25 protein-coding genes and 1 riboswitch are annotated in these 20,251 nt (G+C 39.9%); of the genes, 18 read left to right on the top strand and 7 right to left on the bottom strand.

Annotation, left to right across the window (positions count from 1 at the left end; translation table 11 throughout):
• The first annotated feature begins 105 nt into the window (after window positions 1-105).
• A complete protein-coding gene (locus ACFW35_RS12570; protein ID WP_379846127.1) occupies window positions 106-834 on the top strand; it encodes a TraR/DksA C4-type zinc finger protein in 729 nt (242 codons plus the stop codon).
• A 40-nt stretch (window positions 835-874) separates the two neighbouring features.
• Here ACFW35_RS12570 and ACFW35_RS12565 read toward each other — a convergent pair whose 3' ends face one another.
• Window positions 875-1,510 carry a LysE family transporter gene (locus ACFW35_RS12565; protein WP_379846126.1) on the bottom strand — a complete coding sequence of 212 codons (636 nt, stop codon included), beginning with the start codon at window positions 1,508-1,510 and terminating at the stop codon, window positions 875-877.
• Window positions 1,511-1,656: 146 nt separating this feature from the next.
• Between ACFW35_RS12565 and ACFW35_RS12560 the strand changes: the two genes are divergently transcribed.
• Together ACFW35_RS12560 and ACFW35_RS12555 are read left to right on the top strand one after the other, a co-directional pair.
• Window positions 1,657-2,232 (top strand): cysteine hydrolase family protein, encoded by a 576-nt coding sequence (locus tag ACFW35_RS12560; protein ID WP_379846124.1) that lies wholly within the window; start codon window positions 1,657-1,659, stop codon window positions 2,230-2,232.
• A gap of 116 nt (window positions 2,233-2,348) precedes the next feature.
• Window positions 2,349-2,582: a hypothetical protein gene (locus ACFW35_RS12555; protein ID WP_379846123.1), complete on the top strand. Its 234-nt coding sequence runs from the start codon at window positions 2,349-2,351 to the stop codon at window positions 2,580-2,582.
• A 32-nt stretch (window positions 2,583-2,614) separates the two neighbouring features.
• Here ACFW35_RS12555 and ACFW35_RS12550 read toward each other — a convergent pair whose 3' ends face one another.
• On the bottom strand, window positions 2,615-3,163 hold the full coding sequence (locus tag ACFW35_RS12550; protein WP_379846121.1) for a DUF402 domain-containing protein: 549 nt from the start codon (window positions 3,161-3,163) through the stop codon (window positions 2,615-2,617).
• A gap of 107 nt (window positions 3,164-3,270) precedes the next feature.
• Here ACFW35_RS12550 and ACFW35_RS12545 point away from each other — a divergent pair, with 107 nt between their 5' ends.
• The gene (locus ACFW35_RS12545) at window positions 3,271-3,666 is read left to right on the top strand and encodes a hypothetical protein (RefSeq protein WP_379846119.1); all 396 of its coding nucleotides are present in this window, start codon (window positions 3,271-3,273) and stop codon (window positions 3,664-3,666) included.
• Window positions 3,666-4,541 carry an alpha/beta fold hydrolase gene (locus ACFW35_RS12540; RefSeq protein WP_379846118.1) on the top strand — a complete coding sequence of 292 codons (876 nt, stop codon included), beginning with the start codon at window positions 3,666-3,668 and terminating at the stop codon, window positions 4,539-4,541. The genes ACFW35_RS12545 and ACFW35_RS12540 overlap by 1 nt, the downstream gene beginning before the upstream one ends.
• 32 nt (window positions 4,542-4,573) lie before the next feature.
• Here ACFW35_RS12540 and ACFW35_RS12535 read toward each other — a convergent pair whose 3' ends face one another.
• Window positions 4,574-5,869: a purine/pyrimidine permease gene (locus tag ACFW35_RS12535; RefSeq protein WP_379846116.1), complete on the bottom strand. Its 1,296-nt coding sequence runs from the start codon at window positions 5,867-5,869 to the stop codon at window positions 4,574-4,576.
• Between the two features lie 531 nt (window positions 5,870-6,400).
• Here ACFW35_RS12535 and ACFW35_RS12530 point away from each other — a divergent pair.
• A complete protein-coding gene (locus ACFW35_RS12530; RefSeq protein WP_379846115.1) occupies window positions 6,401-6,658 on the top strand; it encodes a hypothetical protein in 258 nt (85 codons plus the stop codon).
• Entirely contained in the window at window positions 6,655-6,912 is a 258-nt protein-coding gene (locus ACFW35_RS12525) for a flagellar biosynthesis anti-sigma factor FlgM (protein WP_379846113.1), read from the top strand. The genes ACFW35_RS12530 and ACFW35_RS12525 overlap by 4 nt, the downstream gene beginning before the upstream one ends.
• Here the strand turns inward: ACFW35_RS12525 and ACFW35_RS12520 are convergent, their stop codons facing one another.
• Window positions 6,913-7,323, bottom strand: a complete 411-nt coding sequence (locus ACFW35_RS12520; protein ID WP_379846112.1) for a phage holin family protein — start codon at window positions 7,321-7,323, stop codon at window positions 6,913-6,915. It lies immediately after the preceding gene.
• Window positions 7,324-7,530: 207 nt separating this feature from the next.
• Here ACFW35_RS12520 and ACFW35_RS12515 point away from each other — a divergent pair, with 207 nt between their 5' ends.
• The 7 genes from ACFW35_RS12515 to ACFW35_RS12485 all read left to right on the top strand — a co-directional run bounded on the left by ACFW35_RS12515 (window position 7,531) and on the right by ACFW35_RS12485 (window position 13,627).
• The gene (locus tag ACFW35_RS12515; protein WP_379833300.1) at window positions 7,531-7,812 is read left to right on the top strand and encodes a hypothetical protein; all 282 of its coding nucleotides are present in this window, start codon (window positions 7,531-7,533) and stop codon (window positions 7,810-7,812) included.
• 174 nt (window positions 7,813-7,986) lie between these two features.
• A complete protein-coding gene (locus tag ACFW35_RS12510) occupies window positions 7,987-9,090 on the top strand; it encodes a GGDEF domain-containing protein (protein ID WP_379847491.1) in 1,104 nt (367 codons plus the stop codon).
• 108 nt (window positions 9,091-9,198) lie between these two features.
• The gene (locus tag ACFW35_RS12505) at window positions 9,199-10,227 is read left to right on the top strand and encodes a YkvI family membrane protein (protein ID WP_379846110.1); all 1,029 of its coding nucleotides are present in this window, start codon (window positions 9,199-9,201) and stop codon (window positions 10,225-10,227) included.
• 53 nt (window positions 10,228-10,280) lie between these two features.
• Complete coding sequence (locus ACFW35_RS12500) at window positions 10,281-10,604, top strand: phosphoribosyl-ATP pyrophosphohydrolase (RefSeq protein ID WP_379846109.1); 324 nt, start codon at window positions 10,281-10,283, stop codon at window positions 10,602-10,604.
• 319 nt (window positions 10,605-10,923) lie between these two features.
• Window positions 10,924-11,712: a DeoR/GlpR family DNA-binding transcription regulator gene (locus ACFW35_RS12495; RefSeq protein WP_379846107.1), complete on the top strand. Its 789-nt coding sequence runs from the start codon at window positions 10,924-10,926 to the stop codon at window positions 11,710-11,712.
• 269 nt (window positions 11,713-11,981) lie between these two features.
• Entirely contained in the window at window positions 11,982-12,158 is a 177-nt protein-coding gene (locus ACFW35_RS12490) for a hypothetical protein (protein WP_379846106.1), read from the top strand.
• 152 nt (window positions 12,159-12,310) lie between these two features.
• Window positions 12,311-13,627, top strand: coding sequence for an APC family permease (locus tag ACFW35_RS12485; protein WP_379846104.1), 1,317 nt, complete (start codon window positions 12,311-12,313; stop codon window positions 13,625-13,627).
• A gap of 37 nt (window positions 13,628-13,664) precedes the next feature.
• Here the strand turns inward: ACFW35_RS12485 and ACFW35_RS12480 are convergent, their stop codons facing one another.
• Together ACFW35_RS12480 and ACFW35_RS12475 are read right to left on the bottom strand one after the other, a co-directional pair.
• Window positions 13,665-14,657, bottom strand: coding sequence for an alpha/beta hydrolase family protein (locus ACFW35_RS12480; protein WP_379846102.1), 993 nt, complete (start codon window positions 14,655-14,657; stop codon window positions 13,665-13,667).
• Between the two features lie 149 nt (window positions 14,658-14,806).
• Window positions 14,807-15,844 carry an SEC-C metal-binding domain-containing protein gene (locus ACFW35_RS12475; RefSeq protein ID WP_379846101.1) on the bottom strand — a complete coding sequence of 346 codons (1,038 nt, stop codon included), beginning with the start codon at window positions 15,842-15,844 and terminating at the stop codon, window positions 14,807-14,809.
• Window positions 15,845-16,038: 194 nt separating this feature from the next.
• Here ACFW35_RS12475 and ACFW35_RS12470 point away from each other — a divergent pair, with 194 nt between their 5' ends.
• Window positions 16,039-16,944, top strand: coding sequence for a DUF4349 domain-containing protein (locus ACFW35_RS12470; RefSeq protein ID WP_379846099.1), 906 nt, complete (start codon window positions 16,039-16,041; stop codon window positions 16,942-16,944).
• Window positions 16,945-17,080: 136 nt separating this feature from the next.
• Here the strand turns inward: ACFW35_RS12470 and ACFW35_RS12465 are convergent, their stop codons facing one another.
• Window positions 17,081-17,311 (bottom strand): IDEAL domain-containing protein, encoded by a 231-nt coding sequence (locus tag ACFW35_RS12465; protein WP_245801995.1) that lies wholly within the window; start codon window positions 17,309-17,311, stop codon window positions 17,081-17,083.
• A gap of 371 nt (window positions 17,312-17,682) precedes the next feature.
• Window positions 17,683-17,791, top strand: a riboswitch (TPP riboswitch).
• An 89-nt stretch (window positions 17,792-17,880) separates the two neighbouring features.
• Here ACFW35_RS12465 and thiD point away from each other — a divergent pair.
• The 3 genes from thiD to thiE are packed head-to-tail and all read left to right on the top strand — an operon-like array spanning window position 17,881 to window position 20,246.
• Window positions 17,881-18,690, top strand: coding sequence for a bifunctional hydroxymethylpyrimidine kinase/phosphomethylpyrimidine kinase (gene thiD / locus ACFW35_RS12460; protein WP_379847489.1), 810 nt, complete (start codon window positions 17,881-17,883; stop codon window positions 18,688-18,690).
• Entirely contained in the window at window positions 18,677-19,606 is a 930-nt protein-coding gene (gene thiM, locus ACFW35_RS12455) for a hydroxyethylthiazole kinase (protein ID WP_379846097.1), read from the top strand. The genes thiD and thiM overlap by 14 nt, the downstream gene beginning before the upstream one ends.
• A complete protein-coding gene (gene thiE, locus ACFW35_RS12450; RefSeq protein WP_379846096.1) occupies window positions 19,572-20,246 on the top strand; it encodes a thiamine phosphate synthase in 675 nt (224 codons plus the stop codon). Before thiM ends, thiE begins: the two co-directional genes overlap by 35 nt.
• Window positions 20,247-20,251: the final 5 nt, after the last annotated feature.

Raw genomic sequence — 20,251 nt, 5'->3', positions numbered from 1 at the left:
TTAAAGTATAGCATGTGTGTGAAATGTACAAAATACACTGGATGGATAAATTCTAAGGAAAACGGGTATGAAATGGTATACGGATGTAGGAAGGGAGCTAGAATAATGTCATTAACAACACAAGAAATGGACCATTTTAAACAAATCTTAATTGCTCGTAAAAATGAAATAAAAGAAATGAGAGAGAGAAACGACTCTTTTGGAAGTGATTCGGAATTTCCTAAAGAATCCACGGGGGAATTATCAAACTATGATAATCATCCAGGAGATCTTGGGACAGAGCTTTTCGAAAAAGAAAAAGACATCGCATTAAACGACCTCCATGAAAAAGAGCTGGAGGATATCGATGCTGCACTTAATAGTATTGAAAGAGGGAAGTATGGTGTTTGTAAAACTTGCGGAGAAGATATCTTAAAAGAAAGATTGGAAGCTATTCCATCTACACTCTACTGCAAGGAACACAGCCCTGGTCAGCATTCATCAGATGACAGGCCAGTAGAGGAAGCTGTATCTGGTCCTGACTATTCGAGAAGAAGCAACGATGGGAAAGATGCCACTTTCTTTGACTCGGAAGATGCTTGGCAATCCGTAGCGAAGTACGGAACAAGTGAAACTCCGTCAGACTTCACAAATCCTGAAAAACATGACTATAACGAGATGTACGAAGACTCAGATGATGATGACGGCTATGTGGAAAACTATGAAGGTTTTATAACAACAGATATAACAGGGAAAGAGAGAAATGTTGTACAAAACCGCAAACATGAAGAGTACGAGGAAGAGCTAGATCGAGAAGAAGAAAGACAGTTAGACCGGGACAAGTACGATAAATAAACAAAGAAAACAGTCCAAGTGTACGATGCATGGGCTGTTTTTATATACCTTTTAACAGCTGGAAAAATAAATGACAAGCGAAACCAAGTAAACCTGCCCCTGCTAATCCTGTCATTACTCTGATGGTTGTATCGTTAATGAGTGTACGGAAAAAATGAACGGTTAAAGCAACATTAATATTCCATAAAATAATGCCAGCAATAATAAACAAACTTAGATAAGCATTTATCCACCATTCAAAATCACTAGGAATACTTTGCAGCGTTGCTCCATAAATGCCAAACCAGAACAAGAAATTAAAAGGGTTCATTAAAGCAAGTATAAAACCTGTCCAATAAGGTTTTTGTTCAGGTTTCTCTTCTTTAACCGAAAGAAGCCTTTTTTGTGACCAAGCCATTCTTATCGTTGAAATTCCTAAGTACGTAAGTATGATAATACCAGCAAAAAGCATAGTGATTTGTACGATAGTATACTGAAGGAAAGGCGAAAGACCTAAAAAAATCATAAGCATGAAAATAAAATCTGCGCTTACTGCTCCTAATCCTACGAGCCAAGATGGCCAGAAACCGCCAGATAATCCGCGTTTGATCATTTCAAGTTTAATCGGACCTACAGGAACGGCTAAACTGATTCCGAGCATCATAAAATGAAAACTTAAAACCCAAAACTCGCTCAAACGTACTCCTCCTGAGGATTGTGCTTGTCTATCTTTCTTCAAGAATATGAGAACATGAAATAGATTATTACGGAAGGAAATGTAAAAAGTTTGACGAACAGTACATTAAAGGTTATAACTATCATCTGCTAAAAGGAGCCAAGTCCGTGAAAAAAGCGTGTTTGCTTATCATTGATGTGCAAAAAGGTTTTGATGATGTAGATTTTTGGGGAGAACGAAACAATCCGAATGCCGAAGTTAAAATGCTTACATTGATAGATGCATTTAGAAACACGAATTTACCCGTTTTTCATGTTCAGCATCAGTCGGAAAATGAGAATGCACCTCTGCACCCCACGAAATTAGGTTATCAGCTGAAAACAGGATTTGAGCCAAAAGAGAATGAACCTCTTTTTATTAAGAGTGTAAATAGTGCATTTATTGGAACAACACTAAAGGAAGAGCTGGACAAACAAGGAATTCATCAGCTCATTATTGTGGGATTAACGACTAATCATTGTGTATCAACAACGGTAAGGATGGCTGCTAACTACGGTTATGGCGTTTCTTTAGTACAAGATGCAACGGCAGCTTTTGCTGTAACTTCTTATAATGGAAGAAAATTTTCAGCTCAAGATGTACATGAGTCAGCTTTGTCGCATTTACACGGGGAATTTGCTGAAATCTTAAGTACAGAGGAAGTTTTGGCGAAATGGGTAAGATCTTCGCACTATATTCAATAAAACATAGACAATATTCCCCAGGAAATGTCGGATACTGTTAAATGGTTTAGAGTTTTTATTTTAAGGGAAAAATGAAAAAATAACATAATAAGATTATTTAGAGGTGTCATAAAAACATGGTAAAAAATCAGATAGAAAAGCTGATGAGAGAACCGGAACAAGAATTAGAGTTTTGGAGAGAAGAGGATCAGCAAAAAGAACTTGTTAGAATCCGTTATGTTCCCCAAGGTGAGGGAGGATATTTCCAAGTTACCTATTTAGACGAAGAAGAAGGCATCATTGGTTCACAAGTTCTTGATGAAGTAGAAGATGCAGAACGATTTTTACAAAAGAATCAACCAGCTATTTAAATAAACCAGAGGATCAGTCCTCTGGTTTTTTATTATTTAAATTTCTTTTCTCGAAGCCATTCCGTCGAGTGTTTTTCACATATCAGAAGGTCTTCAAATTCACCATTTTTATATTGAGAAAGTATTTCTTCTGCCGTTTGATGAGCAAGCTTAAGCTCTTCTTTTGATATTTCTCCATTATTAAAGGCTGCCATTAATTCATTATCATCGAGAATAAAAATTTCCTTATCAGGCAGGATTACGATATCCAAATCGAGATCTAAAAACCAAGGGATTCCTTCCTCATCTACACCATGCTCTTTGCACATATCAATATAAAACTGAACAACGTCTCCGTTTTGATCCAATACAGTAGTTATTGTATATTTTTTACCTTCTGGAAAGTGCTGCAACCAAATATAACCAGAGTCTGCTATACATACTTCATGATTTTTGTATTGAACGACGAGTGGATCTGACACTTTTTTTAGATGAATCACCGTTACTTTACCTTTAAAGCAGCCTTCTTCTTTATGAACGACTTCAAAGGTTCGGTCTGTAACTCTTTTCCAATCAGGTCTGTCTGCTCTTTTATGTTCCATACGCACCTCCATGTTTTGTAAAATTGTAGCAAATTTTGTTTGCGAAAGGAAGGAAACGGATGAATTAAGAAGAAGTGAGTATATGGAAAGAACGGAGGTAAGACATAATGAAAAAATTGCATAAAGAATTAGAAGCCTTCCAATTAGAAAAAGGGTGGGAGATCAGCCAGCAAAATTCAGAAAGAAGCATTGAATCACTTTTGCTCAATCATATGCTGCTGACGACTGAAATTGCTGAAATAGCAGAAGAACTCCGAAAGCTGATGAATCTCTCTTTCGAAATGAGAGAAGGAGGTATCGACAAAGAACATGCGTTTTTATTGGCCAAAAGAGAAGTTGCTGAGGATATAGGAAAGGAAATAGCGGACAGTATCGCATATCTGTGCAAGTTTGCGACATTTTTTGGCAGGGACATAGAAGAAGATGTTCGAAATAAACTTCACGAAATAAATAACCGTAAGAAACCAAATCTCCAAAAAAGAATGAAGGAAGAGGTAAAATAATGAACATTAAAGCGGATAAATATGAGTTAACGTCACATGACGGAACTAAGATTGCTGCATACGATCATGGAGGATCAGGAGAGTTTTTGATTTTCCTTCATTATTTAGGTGGAAGTGCACCATTATGGCATCCGGTTATCCCGCACTTTCTGGACAAATACCGGGTTGTGACCTATGACATGAGAGGACACGGTCTATCTGGCCAGCCAGATGACGGCTATACCTTTGAAGATACAGCTAAAGATCTAGAGGCAGTGATGGAATTCTTTTCGATTAAAAGTGCTAATCTTGTTGGAAGTTCCTATGGTTGTATGGTCGGGGCATATTTTGCTTCAACCCGTAGTGACCGTGTACTGTCACTTGTAAATTCAGAAGGAGCTCTCGTCAATAATACCGGTGATGATGGGTTGTATGATGAATCGTTCGAAGAGCATATCGCAAAGTTTAGAGATCAATTAGATCCAGAGTATGATTCTGTAGAGGCGTACAAGGAATATTATAAAGAAAACTGGAAACCTTGGAATGAGGCAAGGGCTTATTTTGTGGAACATTATGTACCTCGTATGAAAGAAAACGGGAAAGTCGGACCGCGTACAACGGGTGCAACGATGGAAAAGATTATCGCAGAAATTTATTACACCAACTTTTTAACCTGGTATGAGAAGGTTAAGTGTCCTGTCTTGTTCTTGCCAGCAGAAACAGAAGGAGATCTGGCTAAAAAAGAGAGATTCATTGAAAGAGCTTCAAACGTTCTTCCTTTTTGCAGAAAGGTCATCATTCCAGGAACGACCCATTTAATGATGTACGATCATGAAAAAGAACTTGTCCAAACGATTAAAGAATTTTATGCTGATATTCCTGTCTCAGTCAAATAAGAAAGGGCTCCTCTAAAAAGGGAGCCCTGATTTTATGAATGCTGCTCTTTCTTGGAGTCCTTTCGTTTGTAAAACTGTTCTAATGCCATACATGTCAGCATTCCCATGATTAGTCCGTTGCTCAGAAGAGTTACGATGATACTCGGCCATTCTTTCAAAGCCGAAGCTGGAATGAACAGACTGCCGATTCCGACCATTAGAGATGTGCTGATAATAAATAGATTTGTATCGGATTTCAACTCTGATTTATATTCTCTGAACGCAAGGCCGATCATGCTGGAGAAAGGCAGGAATATGGTAGCATATCCTACGGGTGCGGGAATCCCTGCAAAGAAAAAAGTGAGCGGCGGGAAAAAGCTAATGATGATTATGAACGCATTTCCCATAATGAAAGCTAGTCGGCTAAACATTTTTGTGGTTAAAATAAACCCTGAAGCACCAGATATCGGTACACTGGCTACGGCCGAGAATAGACCTGCGATCCACGTATTCAGTCCCATAATAATAGATGAGCGGTTATAGTTAATAGGTTCGTATTTTTCGTTTTCTGACTCATACGCTTTTTCCACCACGTTGATGCTGGCTACCATATTTGTCAGTAATAATAGCCCCACAAAAAGGGAGGTAAGAATTGCTCCTCCTGATAACTCAGGCATACCCCACGCCAGCCATTCAGGGAACGCGATTACTTTCGTAGATTGCATCGTTTCCTTCGTTAAGTTTAATAGTTTAAACAGTCCCCATCCCAATATCAGTGAGATAAGAATGGAATAGCTCCGCAGCCATCGTACTTTCGATTTTCCGAGGACGATAGATAATACAAGGATGAAAAGTGATGCAGCTGCAACTTTTGCATCGGCACTTTCCTGCAGATATCCGATCCCAAGCATTCCTTTTATAAAAGAACCGCTCAATTGTGAAACGAGTAATATAAGATATGTTCCTGTTACAAGAGGAGTAAAGAGTGCTCTGACTGAAGTGATGATACGAAAAGCACCAAGCAGAAAAAATAGAATTCCGCTGATCAGCATACCGGCTGTCAGCTGCTGTAACCCATTGGCTGCTGTCAATGCCCCTGATGCAACAATGCCTGCATATACGGTAAAAACTCCCCACCATAATCCTGCTGGTCCTTCGTTAATTGGAAGTTTATGACCGAATAAGACTTGTAGAATAGCAGAGAGTCCAATAATAAAAAAGGAGCGCTGAAGAAGGTCTGCTGTTTCTGCTTGTGTCATTCCGAAAGCATCGCCAATCGCGATCGGTGCTACAAGACTGCCTGCCAATATAAAGACCATCCATTGAAGTGATGAAAATGTTAATTTCATGAGAACACCTACTGTTATGTATTTCTATTAATCTGTTTTAGTATACATTGTTGTTTTTGAAAGTAGTTGATCTCCGTTTCAGGATGCTCGCTTTCCGGGATGTGTGCGGTGAGCCTTCTCTGCGCTTTGCGCCGTTAGGAGTCTCACCTGTCCCGCTTCATGGAAGTATCCTTGCTCCTGCGTCTACAAGTAAATGCTACCGGTGTGAGCTTCCTCGTCGCATGCCTTGCGAGAAGCATCTCAGGTGGTAGGCACGCACCTTGCACTTCTATCAACTTGTCGATGAAGAAATGAGTTGAAAGCAACAATCTCTTAGACAACCTTCTTTTATTATAGACCTTAAACTAGTTTAGCAGAAGGAAAGAGGTTTAGAGGGAAGTATAGTTAGGGTAATTTTCTGTAAGATACAAACACAACAAGGGGTTAGAATATTCTGTAAATATTTTTTCGGTCTATCCTCATAAAACATATGACATACCCGAAACATATAGACACAGGTAATGACGAATCATAAACAAAGGACGATCTAAGATGCAGAAACTTACACACGATGATGTTATTCAATGGTTAGAGAAACATCTATTGGACTTTGAACAGTTTACGCCTTACTTGTTTACTTCCCAATGGATTCATTCGTTTTGCAGGGATAAAGAAAATGGAAATGAATTCGAAGTGAAGTGGGATACATCTGGTCAAGAGTTGTTCTTTAGATTGCTGGACAACCTGGATCAGGATAGTAAATGGAAATGGCTTGGGACTTTTAATAACACAGGAGAGGTGAAATCATGAGAATTGATGGACAACAACCGGTACAAAGAAAATTCGATGTAAACAAAATGTATCAACAGCCTTCTGTTAAGCCTCCGTCATTTGCCAAAGACGAACTATACATATCAAACGAGGCAAAAGCATTGAATGATAATGCTCAGCTAAACATAAGAGAAAAGAAACTTTTGGATATAAAAAAACGCATCGATGCTGGAGAGTACCAGATCAATGCGGAAGAAATTGCAAAAAAGTTTTCACAGTTTTACTCAATTTAATTATTTTTTCTTGTTCGTGCCGCTTCTCTGTCTCAACAGGGAAACGGCATTTTTTATGAAAGGCGGTATGGGAACATTCAACCTGCCTGCATTTTCAATCATGGATAATAATTCGTTTGATAAATAGAAAAAGATTGTGGCGGATTGAATATATAAGCCGCCTAATAATTGATCGAGAGAATGGGCTACTGCAACTATGGCAAAAACCATTACCTTCTTCAATATTCCCTTAAAGCCGACCTTGCTGTTCAATTTTCCTTCATAAGCTGACGCTGCCATACCAGTGATATAATCCAGTACAACGAATAGAACTAATGTTTTGAATAAAAGGCTTGGTGTTCCAAACAGGAAACTCGAAATCGCTCCTATAGAAACAACGACCATGTGGTAAAACATCGACCATCTTTCCACTCTAAATTCCTCCCTTATCTCCCAATAATTTAGTATATGCTTGTTCATCAGCACCTGAAATGGCGAATGCCTAATGCTTGTCCTCCTATTTTTTAGAATGTTTATTTCAAATGTGTTAAATAGTCAAAAAATTTAAAAAATAATATGTCAGACATGCACTATATCTGTTACAATGAAACAAATCCGGAAAGGGAGGAAAGAAATGCAATGAACAAAATTACGTTAGGCTTGCCTCCACATTGCCACAAAGTATCTTGTGACGGAAGAATGATCAAAATTAAAGACTCAGGAAACAACAAATGGGCGTTTCCGCTCTCTGGAACAGAAAACGCAGTTGTTGAAGAAGTAAACGATGAAACAGGACTGCTCACCATTCATGGAAAGGATAAGATACTGGCAACCCTTGAAATGCCGATTCGATTTTGTGAAGTGGGAAGAGGCTGGCTTCTCGATAAGTTACCTAAAAAGAAACGTGTAAAAATAAAATAAAAATTGCCGCACAGCTGGGACGATCTGGCTGTGCGTTTTCATTTTATAAATCGTTTTGTAATTCAAAAAAGAGACATGGACAGTAAAATATTTTTATATCAACAACAACAGACTTCAAGGAAAATAATGTTATAATGATGAGGTAACCGTGTAGATGGGGTGAATGAATTGGGAATGACACGCCTGCCTGCACACTTAAATCACATCGCTTGGAACCGGAAAATTATTAACGTTTTTTGGGTGATTGTCTTTGTGTCAGTGTGCGTTGAGGTAATCAACAGCTTTTTTACAGAAAGGCCCTTAAAGGAATTTTATTTAGAATTTGTATTATTACCTACGCTTCTTCTGTCACTTGCGGCTTTCATCGCAGAATGGGGTTATAGAAAGCAGGGTAAATACACTGACTATATCATTATAGGGGCAGCAAATTTAATCTCTGGAATCTTAGTAGGTGTACACTCAGAGATGTATGTGATGTATGCTTGTTTATTCTTTCCGATGCTGATCTCTACTATATATTTTGATAAGAAGAAAATCTGGGTCTCTTTTGGAATCAGTCTATTGATTTACTTAGGATTATCAGCTTTTCATCCTATTGTAAGAGAACTAAATGATGTTATGGCACAGCTGTCGATGGCATGCATCTTGCTGACATCCACAACGATCTGTATCGGTATCATGAGCAGGGGGTATGAAATTGGGCAGCATTTAATAAAAGCCCAAGCTGAACACCAGGAGCTGATGGTTAAGTCTACGATTATGGAAAAACAAGTAAAGACGGATGCTCTGACGGGTTTGTACAATCATATGGCATTCTATGAATACATGGATGTATTGCTGCTGCAAGCAGACACTTATCATTATCCGCTCCACTTAACTGTTATCGATATTGATAATTTTAAAAAAGTAAACGATACATATGGTCATGGAATAGGTGACATCGTCTTAAAAAGAATTGCAGCTGCCATAAAGGAAAATGTATCGACAGATGATTTTGTCGCCCGATATGGCGGGGAAGAGTTTGTCGTTATACTAAATGATGTTGATGAAGATAAAGCTTTTAAAATTCTTGAGAATATTAGAGCCGTTGTACAAGGTCTGGAGCACCCTGAAATCCTAGAGGAAAGTGTAACAATCAGTGCAGGTCTGCAAACATACCGGACAGGCATGCACAAACAGGCGTTTTTTGAAGGTGCAGATAACAGTTTGTATGTCGCTAAACGCCAAGGGAAGAATCGTGTGATCATTCAGGAGTGCAGCGGGGCAATGCAAATTTAATAGGCAGTAATTCAAACAGTAAGGAAAAAATCCTTGCTGTTTTTCTTTTTCTTCTAAAACTCTTGTCCATGCATATGTTTGTAAAGATATGGCCATGGAGGTGAGGGCATGAGTGGACGGATGAAACAAATATTACAGATTGCCGCCACTTACATCGGCACTGTTGTAGGTGCCGGGTTTGCTACGGGAAGAGAAATCGTTGAGTTCTTTACGAAATACGGTTCAGCTGGATTTGCCGGCATTCTGATAAGCGGGTTCCTATTTATAGTAATTGGTACAAAGCTGATGATTATGGCTAGAAGAATAGGAGCATCTTCATTTGATGATATGAATCATCACTTATTCGGAAAAGCAGCATCTCGCGTTGTAAACATATTAATGCTTATTATGCTTTTTGGGGTAACTGGTGTCATGCTGTCCGGAACAGGAGCATTGTTTCGTGAACAGCTTCATCTGCCATTTCAGGCTGGAGTAATTTTAACGCTTATCGTAACGTATTTTGTAATGAAAAAAGGAATAGATGGAATTTTGTGGACCAACTCTCTGATCGTTCCGATTATGATTTTGTTTTCATTAGTATTGTCTTTTTCAATGTTTGATATAGGAGGACGGCAGCTTTTTGTTGCCGAGGATTTTGCTGGAGGATGGAAATGGCTTCTCAGTCCTTTTACTTATGCAGCTTTTAACTTAACCTTGGCACAGGCGGTACTTGTTCCTTTGTCGCGGGAAGCAGCTGATGAATCAGTTATCAAATGGGGAGGATTCTTAGGCGGAATAGGACTTACGTTTATCCTGTTAAACAGCCATTATGTCCTTTATTCAGTTCCGCGTGTGCTGAGCTACGAAATTCCGATTGCGGAAATAGTTGGCGGGCTCGGAATCATGGTACATTATTTTTTTGTTCTCGTAATCTATGGTGAGATCTTTTCTACACTTATCGGTAATTTATTTGGTCTTGCCGGCTCACTTAGAAAGAATGTAAGACTATCAAGCAATGCGACATTAATTTCCTTGATGCTAGGAAGTTATTTGCTAAGCCAAGTAGGCTATGCAGAACTGCTGCATTATTTATATCCGGTCTTCGGGATGATTGCATTAATATTTTTAACGGTAGTTTCTGCTAAAAAGCTTAATTGATGAATACATTGAAATATATGATGAACCGAAATTGCTGGAAGGGAAAAAAGTAAATGGCGTATTACAATAAATTAGTCCGTGATAATATACCAGAATTGCTTGAACTAGCGGGAAAAAAGGGGACATTCCGTATTCTGGGAGATAAAGAGTTTGAGAGTGAATTAAAGAAAAAGCTCGCTGAGGGTGTGAAAGAGTACCGAGAAGCGGTAAGTGAGAGCGATGCAGCAGAAGAGCTGGCCGGTTTGTTTGAGATTTTGATTTCGCTTACGAAAGTGCACCATCTCACATTAAGGGAACTGGATGAGATCAGGCAGGAGAAAGCAAGGAAGCACGGACGATTCCATGAGCGTCTCTTCCTGATCAAGGTGGAAGACTAAAGTGGGGTCTGACCCCAGACAAATACAAATCACTGATTTGTATTTGTCAGAAAGACACAATGTATTATTTTGGTATATTATGTGATTATCTTCACTTTTTATGTGATGAGGGTAAAAAATTATGTAATTAATCTATATGGAACTATGAATCTTATAAACAAGCAAAAACAGGCGCTTTTCTCATGCTTGTTTTTGCTTGTTTCAATTTAAAAACAGATAAAACAGGAAAAAACATGCAAAATATATTTGACAAACCAGCATAATACCGCATATGATTAGAGTACCACGTGGAAATAAGAGGTAATGGAGGAAAATTATTATGTTTTCTGAAGAAAGAAGAGAAAAGATCTTAGAAGTGTTAAGAAATGAAGGTCGTGTTCTTGCAAAAGAGTTATCAGATGTCCTCCAAGTTTCAATTGATTCGATACGCCGTGACCTTTCAACTTTAGAAGATAAAGGGCTCGTCAAACGTACACATGGCGGTGCAATACCTGTGACAGATGTGAAGAAAGGTCCTGCTGCTCCAGCAAAACGCTACACAGAGGGTTCAGAACACGAGAATGCCATTGCGAAAGAAGCAGCAAAATGGATTCAAGCGGGGGATACACTTTTTATCGGTGGAGCATCTATCCATTATGTTCTGCTCAAATATTTACCTGCAGTCCCACTCACGATCGTTACAAATTCATTAAAAATCGCTGAAGCGCTGCGTGAGCGGGAGAACATCGATTTATATCTAATCGGTGGAAAAGTGAAGAATTCCGGCAATATGACAGATGCTCTTGCAACACAGCTTGTCAGTCAATATTCATTTGACCTCACGTTCGCAACAGGCGGCGGAATATCAGAACGAGGAATTAGTACGGCTACACCTGAAGCTGCTGCTTTTATGAAGGCAGTTGGCTCAGTGTCCAGAAAGAGTATTGGTCTTTTTCCGCACAACAAAATCGGAGTTAATGCCTTTGCGAAAGTTGAACCAGTTTCTAATCTGGAAGCCGTTATAACTGACAACGAATCAGTACGCGAGCATCTGCACGCGATCGAACAGCAAGGTGTTAAAGTTATCATCGCAAACACAGAAAAAACAGGAACTGAAAAAGCAGAATAATAATTCCATAACAAACAAAAGGACCCCCGAATGGAGGTCTTTTTTATTCGTTATGCATCATTAAGGCTAGATCGCCTACATCTGATTTAAGGAATACTAACGCTCCGCCGTTTCCGATAGAACTGTTTTTCATATTTGGCAGCTTGATAATTCGCCGATTAAATGATTAGAAATACAGTGGAAGATTTTCTGACACAACCAATGTTATCTAAGTTTGTTTCTATTATCCTTATTAAAAAGCAGCATTGTCATGAAACGAGGTGTGAATATTGCTTCATTCTTCGCATTTTTCTTCTGAAGAGAAATTAAGAATTCGTGAGCTGAAAAAGAAAATAAGATCTGTAACTGATTTAGATAAAAAGGTTGAGCTTGAAAAACAACTTAATGACATCATGGAAAAAGCATTCATAAAAAAGCAGCTTAGAAGAAGAAATGAACTAAATTGATCTGGAATCCACTTCCACTAAAAAAGAAAACCTTTGCAAAAAACTGAATTGCATGTCTATTTTGGAAAGCAGTGACAGTAACAACTTGTTTATGTTAAAGTGACACTAGTATTTTTCGGATGGACAAACGTTTTTTAAGGAGTGGACACAGCATGAATCAAGAAGCAGCATTGAAAAAAGACATCGGGCTTTCTGTAGCCATGTCCATCGTAATTGGAACGGTAATTGGTTCAGGTATTTTTATGAAGCCTGGAAGTGTTTTGGAATACACAGGGAATTCAAACCTGGCTCTGTTGGCGTGGGCTCTTGGCGGTCTTATTACACTTGCTGGCGGGTTAACGATCGCTGAAGTAGCGACACAGATTCCGAAAACTGGCGGTCTTTATGTGTATATGGAAGAAGTATACGGCAAGCTTTGGGGTTATTTGAGCGGATGGGTTCAGACGGTCATCTATGGACCAGCCGTAATTGGAGCGCTTGGCTTGTACTTTGGATCATTGATAGCAAATCTTTTTTCTTGGGAAAAATCGTTTGGTCCTTGGATTGGGATCGGAACTGTACTTTTTCTTACAATTGTAAATAATTTCGGAACAAAATATGGTGGTTTCGTACAAAACCTGTTTACGATTGGAAAGCTTGTTCCTATTGCTCTGATTATCGTGTTTGGGATTGCGCAGGGGAACGAACAGATCTTAAATTCTTCAAGCGGATCTGTAGTTGAGATCAGCATGGGGGCAGCAATTTTAGCAACTCTATTTGCTTATGATGGCTGGCTTATGGTTGGATTTGTTGCGGGGGAGATGAAAAACCCAGGGAAGACATTGCCTAAAGCAATTATTGGCGGCATATTGATCGTAATGGCTGCGTATCTTCTAATAAATATCGCATTGCTGCATATTCTGCCAGCTTCTGAGATCGTAAGACTTGGTGAAAACTCTGCCGCATCTGCGGCAACGATACTTTTTGGGCCATTAGGGGGTAAACTGATTGCGGTCGGTATTGCAGTATCGATCTTTGGCTGCTTAAACGGTAAAATCTTAACGATTCCTCGTGTGCCGTTTGCGATGGCGGAACGAAATCAGCTTCCGATGGCAAAAACGTTCAGCAAAGTTAGCGAGAAGTACGGTACCCCAATCGCCGCAACGTATCTGCAGGTTGTTATTGCAATCATTATGATGATTCTGACTGATCCTGATTATCTATCAGAAATGGCGATCTTTGCTGTTTATATCTTCTACATTTTTGCATTTTATGCGGTGTTTAAGCTTCGCAAGAGTAATAAAGGGGCAGCACGCGTTTACAGTGTGCCATTATTCCCGGTCGTTCCGATTTTTGCGATTATCGGTTCAATGTATATTGTCGGTGCTACAATCATGAATAATCCATTTGATAGTTTTACAGCAATATTCATAACCGTGGCAGGACTGCCAGTCTATTACTGGCTGCAGCGGAAAGACCAAGCTTACTAATAAAATGTAAAAAAAGACCCTCGCTGGGGTCTTTTTTTTATTGTGCGATATTATTTGAACGACTAGATTTATAATTTGCCTCTAGCCAATGGGATATAACATCTAATCCGTCCGGGTTCAATGGTCTCGAAGGAAGGACCTTTATCAGCTTCTTTACTTTTACCATGGTTTTGTCTTCCTCCTGAAAACGGAAACCATGCTCCATATTTTTAATAATATGAGTCTCAGAAGGTCCCTTTACTAGTGTGTGAAGCTCCTCTAAAAGGGCAGGGTCAACCAGTGCATCTTTGTCTCCACAAATTGCTATAACAGGATAATTTATCTTTTTTAAGCCATCTCTTGGGTTATAAGCAAAGTGCTCTCTGAACCACTTTGCAGGCTGTTTTAATAGGTAATAAACTTTGTAAACATCTTTATTAGATCCTGTAATTTTCTGTATTTGTTTTCGGGTTTTAATTTCTGCTTTCTTTTCATTAATGAGTAATCTCATAAGGAATCCTTTTAGACCTTTAGAGCTCTTTAATTCTTGGTAGGTAAATAAACGTTGATGTGTTGTGAATTCATCTAAATTACCAACTCCGCCAGATAGGAGCATCAATCCATTGATTGATTGTCTTTCCGATAATGCTGTACCTATTATTGTACCTTCACTGTGGCCGGCAACAATAATTCTATCCGGATCAACAAGAGGATGGTTTTTAAGGGTTTGAAGTGCCTGTTCCGAATCTTCAACAAGCTCCCAAAGACCGGTTGATAACCAGTCTCCTTCACTTTTACCTGTTCCTCTTTTATCGTATCGAAACGTGATAAAACCTAAATTTGTTATGTGTTCAGCAAGTTCTCTATAAACATTTAGCTGATATTTTCCCTTCGGACCATTTCCGTTGCGATCTAGAGGACCAGACCCAGAGATAAGCAGAACGGCTGGATATTTTTCATTGCTGTCGATCGTTTCGGGGATTGTAAGAGTGCCATACAATTTTTTATGCCCTGCAATTTCAATTTCTTTTTCTGTGAATAATGGAATCACATTGAAAACCTCCGCCTCAAAATGGAAAATACTTCTTAATATTGATATTAGTACAAAGGTTTACAAATGCAAACATTTATTTTCTTTAGTGATCCATAATAAAACCCGCCAGGAGAGTCCTGCCGGGAGAATATGAGATATATGATAGCTTATACGCTTAATAGTTCTTTCATTTCACGATAGCGAGATGAAAGGCTTGCTGGTGATACGCCGTATTTCTTAGCTGTTTCAGCTTGTGTGGAATTTATGCCTCTTATATCTTTTGATACGAGGTAGTCCAAAGCTGCAGCATAGATTTCTTCTTTACGAATGGCTGGCTTTGATTCGTTGATGTATTCACTCCAAAGTTTTTCAGCCTCTTTAACCACTTCTGTTTCCGCATTGGCTTTTACAAGTTCTGTTACAGCTGTGTACTTTTCATCCTTCTCTTCTGATTCCGCAGAAGCTTCTGCATTTTCCTCAGCTGCAGGTTTTTCAGTGCTAGCTTGCGTTTGATCTGTTTTAGGCTTTGGAACTCCTGCCGATATATCAATTAAAGAAAGCTGCAGTACAGCGGGGAATTGATTTTTGAAAATCTCTTTTGCGTCTGCTAATGGCTGCAGTTTCTCAATCGCGTTTTTTAGTGGAGGCAATTCAGAAATCGGCATCTCTACATAGCCGATATAAAATTCGTAATTAATGCCGTTCCATACGAGTGTTCCAAGCAATGCGCTGTCTGTTTTTGGCTTATCAGCAGCGTTGATCGTCACATCGTACACTTTCTCTGTCCAGATGTCTTTCACTGTAAAAATAAAGCCTGTTTTTTGTTCAACAACTTTATAAAGTGAAGGCACTGTATTGGTCCAGCCAGCTAAGATCTCAGCAACTTCAGGCTTCACTGAGTTCTTTGCCTTTTCGACATAAAGCTCAACCGCTGTTTTTCCGCCTTTTATCTCAGAACAGAAAACTTCCCAGCAAACAGCGATGTTCGCATACGTTTGTTCTTGGTCTTTGCCAACAGGATATTTTTTCACATACTCTGACGTACGTGCTGCTAAATCCTGCTGAAAGTTCTCAAGGGCAAATTTGATGAGTCCTTCCTGATGAAAGGATACTTCGCGTGTTTGCACTTCTTTATGTAAGCAACATTTCTTATATTTTTTTCCGCTGCCACAATAGCACGGATCGTTTCTTCCTATCATTGACATGCTATTCCTCCAGTTAAACCACTTACTTATTCTGTACATACTAGCATAAATCGGATTTTTTTCAAACAACTAATCACCAGACAATATTTTATCATAAAAAAGGTTAAGAAAAAATCATTCAATAGGTTGGTTTTTCGAGTCCTGAAACCTTTTTTTAGAAAAAAGCGTCTAAGCCAAAAAGGGGGATTTACGATATGTGGAAATTATGGAAAGTGTGGGTATTGATCTGTGTTTTATTATTAGGAGCGTGCAGCAGCAATGGAGGTAGTAAAAAAGAGCCTTCACATGACATGGCAGGAGGCGACAGTTCTGAAGCGAAGACGGAAATTTCTAAGTCTTCTGCTGATGAAGGGACAGCTTCACCAGAGAAAAGCGACAAGAAGCAATCGATTCGAGATCAGCGGAAAGTGATCTATAACGCAGATCTGCGGATTACAGTTGACAAACTGCAGAATGCGATGGAAAAGGTTAGGAAGATGGTTGAAGATAAAGGCGGTTATATCGTTGAATCCAACACGAATATCGGTGAGGAAGGCTATGAGGACGGGATGATGACGGTACGTGTTCCGATGAATGGATTCCGGCCGTTTTTGCAGGAAGTGAAGGATATAAGTGAAGGGACTCCGCATGAAAGTGTGCGAGGGGAAGATGTTACAGAAGAATATGTTGATCTGTCTTCTCGATTAAAAGCGAAGCAGCAGGTGAGAGATCGGCTTGAATCCTTTATGAAAGAGGCTGAAAGAACGGAAGACTTATTAAAAATCTCTGAAGACCTTGCTAGAGTACAAGAAGAAATTGAACAGATTGAAGGAAGGCTTAACTTTTTAAAAAATCAAAGCGATTACTCGACAGTTAGTATCCAGTTTGAAGTGAAGAATCTGAAAGCAGAGAAGCTGCAGACAGGGGATTTAAACACTTGGAAAAAAACGAAGATGCTATTCATGGAGACGGTGAACTTCTTTGTTTCTGCGATTTCATTTATCGTTGTTGCACTATTTGGATTAGCACCTGTGTGGATTGTGCTGATACCCGTTGTATTCTGGTTATGGAAAAGGAAAAAAGGGCAAAAGAAAAAGCCGGGTTCTCCGACATCCATGTAATAAGTAATTAAGTTTTGTTCATGTCAGATAACTGGTACGTCAGAAACACCCTCTGCAGCCCGGATTACAGTCCGGAAGCTGAAAGGGTGTTTTGGCTTTTACGGCACCATTTAATGGTGAACCGTGCGCAAAAGCCTTATCCGAGAAAAGCTTTGTATTCTTCAGTCAGTTTCATAAAACGCTTTTTATCTTTTTGATCCAAGGCATTGTCGATTTCTTTTTCATAATACTCTTTGTAATAACTGTGCAGGGCTTCATCCAGAACCATTTGGGCAATAAGGCTGAAGGCAAATGGGTCTCTTTTTTGTTGTTTGTACTGCACCATCTCATTTTGGTTTTTGTTGAAAGAAGTGTTTTTGTCTTTCATCCTGTTTCCCTCCTTGAAATTATCTCCCTATCCAATTTAACCTTTTATGTTTCTAGGTTTCTACTAGTATACTGAGCAAGGTGCCCAATGACAACCATTTTATTTGAAAATTCTGAAAAAAAATTGATAATCATTCCAATGTACTGCATTTTCACCACCTTTTGGTAATTCTTTAATAGTTTGTGACATTATTACGGTTGGCTTTCCCATTTGTTGCAAGTGTTATAATTTAGTGTTATTTATGTGTTTATATTGTGTTACTTACTATTTCCCCGTATTTTTGTAGGCTTAAACACTGAGAAACAAATATTTGAAAAAAACGTTGACTTTGTAGATGGTATGTGAGTAGGATTGTGTTAAATCAATATCGTCATTTCCGCTAGGGGTGCTTATGTTTTTAAGCTGAGAGAAGGTGATAGCCTTCGACCCTTTGAACCTGATCCGGTTAATACTGGCGTAGGGAAGCGGCGTGGTCCATTACTATCTACAATCGTAATAGCCACCCGCTTTTTATTTGCGGGTGGCTTTTTGTGTTTATAGCTAAGGAGGGGAACGTGATGGGACAATTAATCAAAGTATGCAAAGCACTGACAGTCGCTGGATCTGACAGTGGCGGCGGTGCAGGTATTCAGGCTGACATAAAGACATTCCAGGAATTTGGTGTGTACGGAATGTCTGTACTAACTGCCGTTACGGCTCAAAACACGACGGGTGTGCAAGGCGTATATCCAGTTCCTCAGGATGGATTGGAGCAGCAATTAACTTCAATCGGAAGCGACCTTAAGCCTGACGCAGTAAAAACAGGCATGCTGTTTTCGGGTGAATATATTGAAACAGTCGCCTTTTTTATTAAAAAGTTTGGCTGGAGCAACCTGGTCGTCGATCCTGTTATGGTTGCAAAAGGCGGGGCAAGCCTTTTAGGTGAGGAAGCTCTGGAAGCGATGAAAACGTTTATGCTGCCACTTGCAAAAGTAATCACACCTAATATTCCTGAAGCTGAAGCACTGACAGGGATTGAGATCACGAGTGATGAAGCAAGGCGTGAAGCGGCACGAATCCTGTTTAATATGGGTGCTGATTATGTGGTGATAAAAGGCGGACATATGGAGGAAGAGTTTGTTTCAGACCTCGTCTACAACGGTGTTGAATTGTGGGAACTTGTTGATAAACGTGTTTACACAAAAAATACACATGGTACTGGCTGTACATTCTCAGCTGCAGTTGCAGCTGAATTGGCTTACGGTAAAACGTTGGAAAATGCCGTTCGAAATGCGAAAAAGTTTATCCAGACGGCGATCGAACACGGTATTGATGTCGGTTCCGGACATGGACCGGTAAATCACTTTGCTTATAGGAGGATTCTTCATGAACAGCACTAGAGTACAAGTTTGGAAAGCATATGTGGAACAGATCAGTAAAGAGCGTCCGCTGGTCCACCATATTACAAATAATGTAACGATGAACTTCCTCGCCAACGGTGTTCTAGCTGCGGGTGGGAGTCCTATAATGGTTCACGACTTGATGGAAGTAGAAGACGCAGTTGCGGTGTCAGATGCATTGGTGCTTAACATTGGAACTTTGGAAGAAGCTTCAGCTAAGTCTATGAAACTTGCACTTCGTAAGGCTATGCACACCGGAGTGCCTGTCGTCCTCGATCCCGTAGGAGTGGGGCTGTCTTCATTCCGCCAGGAAACCATTAAAGAATTGTTGTCAGAATATTCACAATTGAAGGGGGTCAGTCCCCAAACAATTCTGACAATTTGCGGAAATGCGGCAGAGATGAAATTTCTCGCTGGTCTTGGCTGGGAAGGCCGGGGAGCGGACGGCGACCTCGGCTTTTCTGAAGGTGATTTACACCAGCTTGCAATAGCTGCAGCAAAACAGACGGGGTGCATTATAGCGATGACAGGTGAGAAGGATGTCGTTTCAGATGGGGAGAGGGTTATCGAACTTTCACATGGTCACCCGATGCTTTCGCTAGTGACAGGAACCGGTTGTTTTGCTACTTCAATGATTGCGCTGTATCAGGCTAATCAAAAAGATGAAACAGAAGACAAGCTATCGATTCTAGAGCGCACAGCTCTTGCGCTTCTGATGCTCACGAAAGCGGCAGAGGAAGCCGTGAAAACATCGATAGGACCTGGAAGTTTTCAAACAAAGCTTTTAGATGATCTCTTTTTATTAGAAAGTACGAAGTCCATCTGGGAGGATGAGATTAACTGGCTGGAGAGCACAGCAGCAATTAAAGAGGTGCACACACATGACAGCACTCTCACAAGTGAACCTGGCTCATAATCTATCACTCTATTTTGTAGCAGGCACGATGAACTGTCAGTCTCCAGAGTCTTTCCGTGAAATACTTCTTCAGGCTGTTGAAGGCGGCATCACAGCCTTTCAATACCGTGAAAAAGGTGCAAATTCTTTAAAAGGTGAAAAACGGTTTGAAACAGCAATGATGGCTAAAGAAATCTGCAGGGATCATGGTGTGCTTTTTATTGTGAACGATGATCTGGAATTGATGAAAGCAGTGAATGCTGATGGTCTTCACGTTGGACAGACAGATGGCAGCTTAGCTTTCATCCGCAAAGAGACAGAAGGCAAGATCCTCGGCGTTTCCGCGCATACCCTTGCTGAAGCAAAAGATGCTGATGGTCACGGGGCTGACTATATCGGAGCGGGTCCCATCTACGCGACTGATACCAAACCGGATGCGCAGGAGCCTGTAGGAACTGGGGTTATCCAAGAGTTCCGGACAAACCAGATAAGCATCCCTGTTGTTGGAATTGGCGGAATATCTTTGAATAATGCTGCATCTGTTATCAGAGCGGGTGCAGATGGAGCGGCAATCATCTCAGCAATCAGTCAGTCTGAAGATCCAAGAAAAACATCTCGTGAATTGCTACTCGGCATATTAAACGCAAAGAGGGGATTGTAAGTGAA

The sequence above is a fragment of the Fictibacillus sp. NPDC058756 genome, from assembly GCF_042746035.1.
Taxonomy (GTDB): domain Bacteria; phylum Bacillota; class Bacilli; order Bacillales; family Fictibacillaceae; genus Fictibacillus.
Note: the sequence above shows the minus strand (reverse complement) of the source record. Positions and strands in the feature narration are given on the sequence as shown.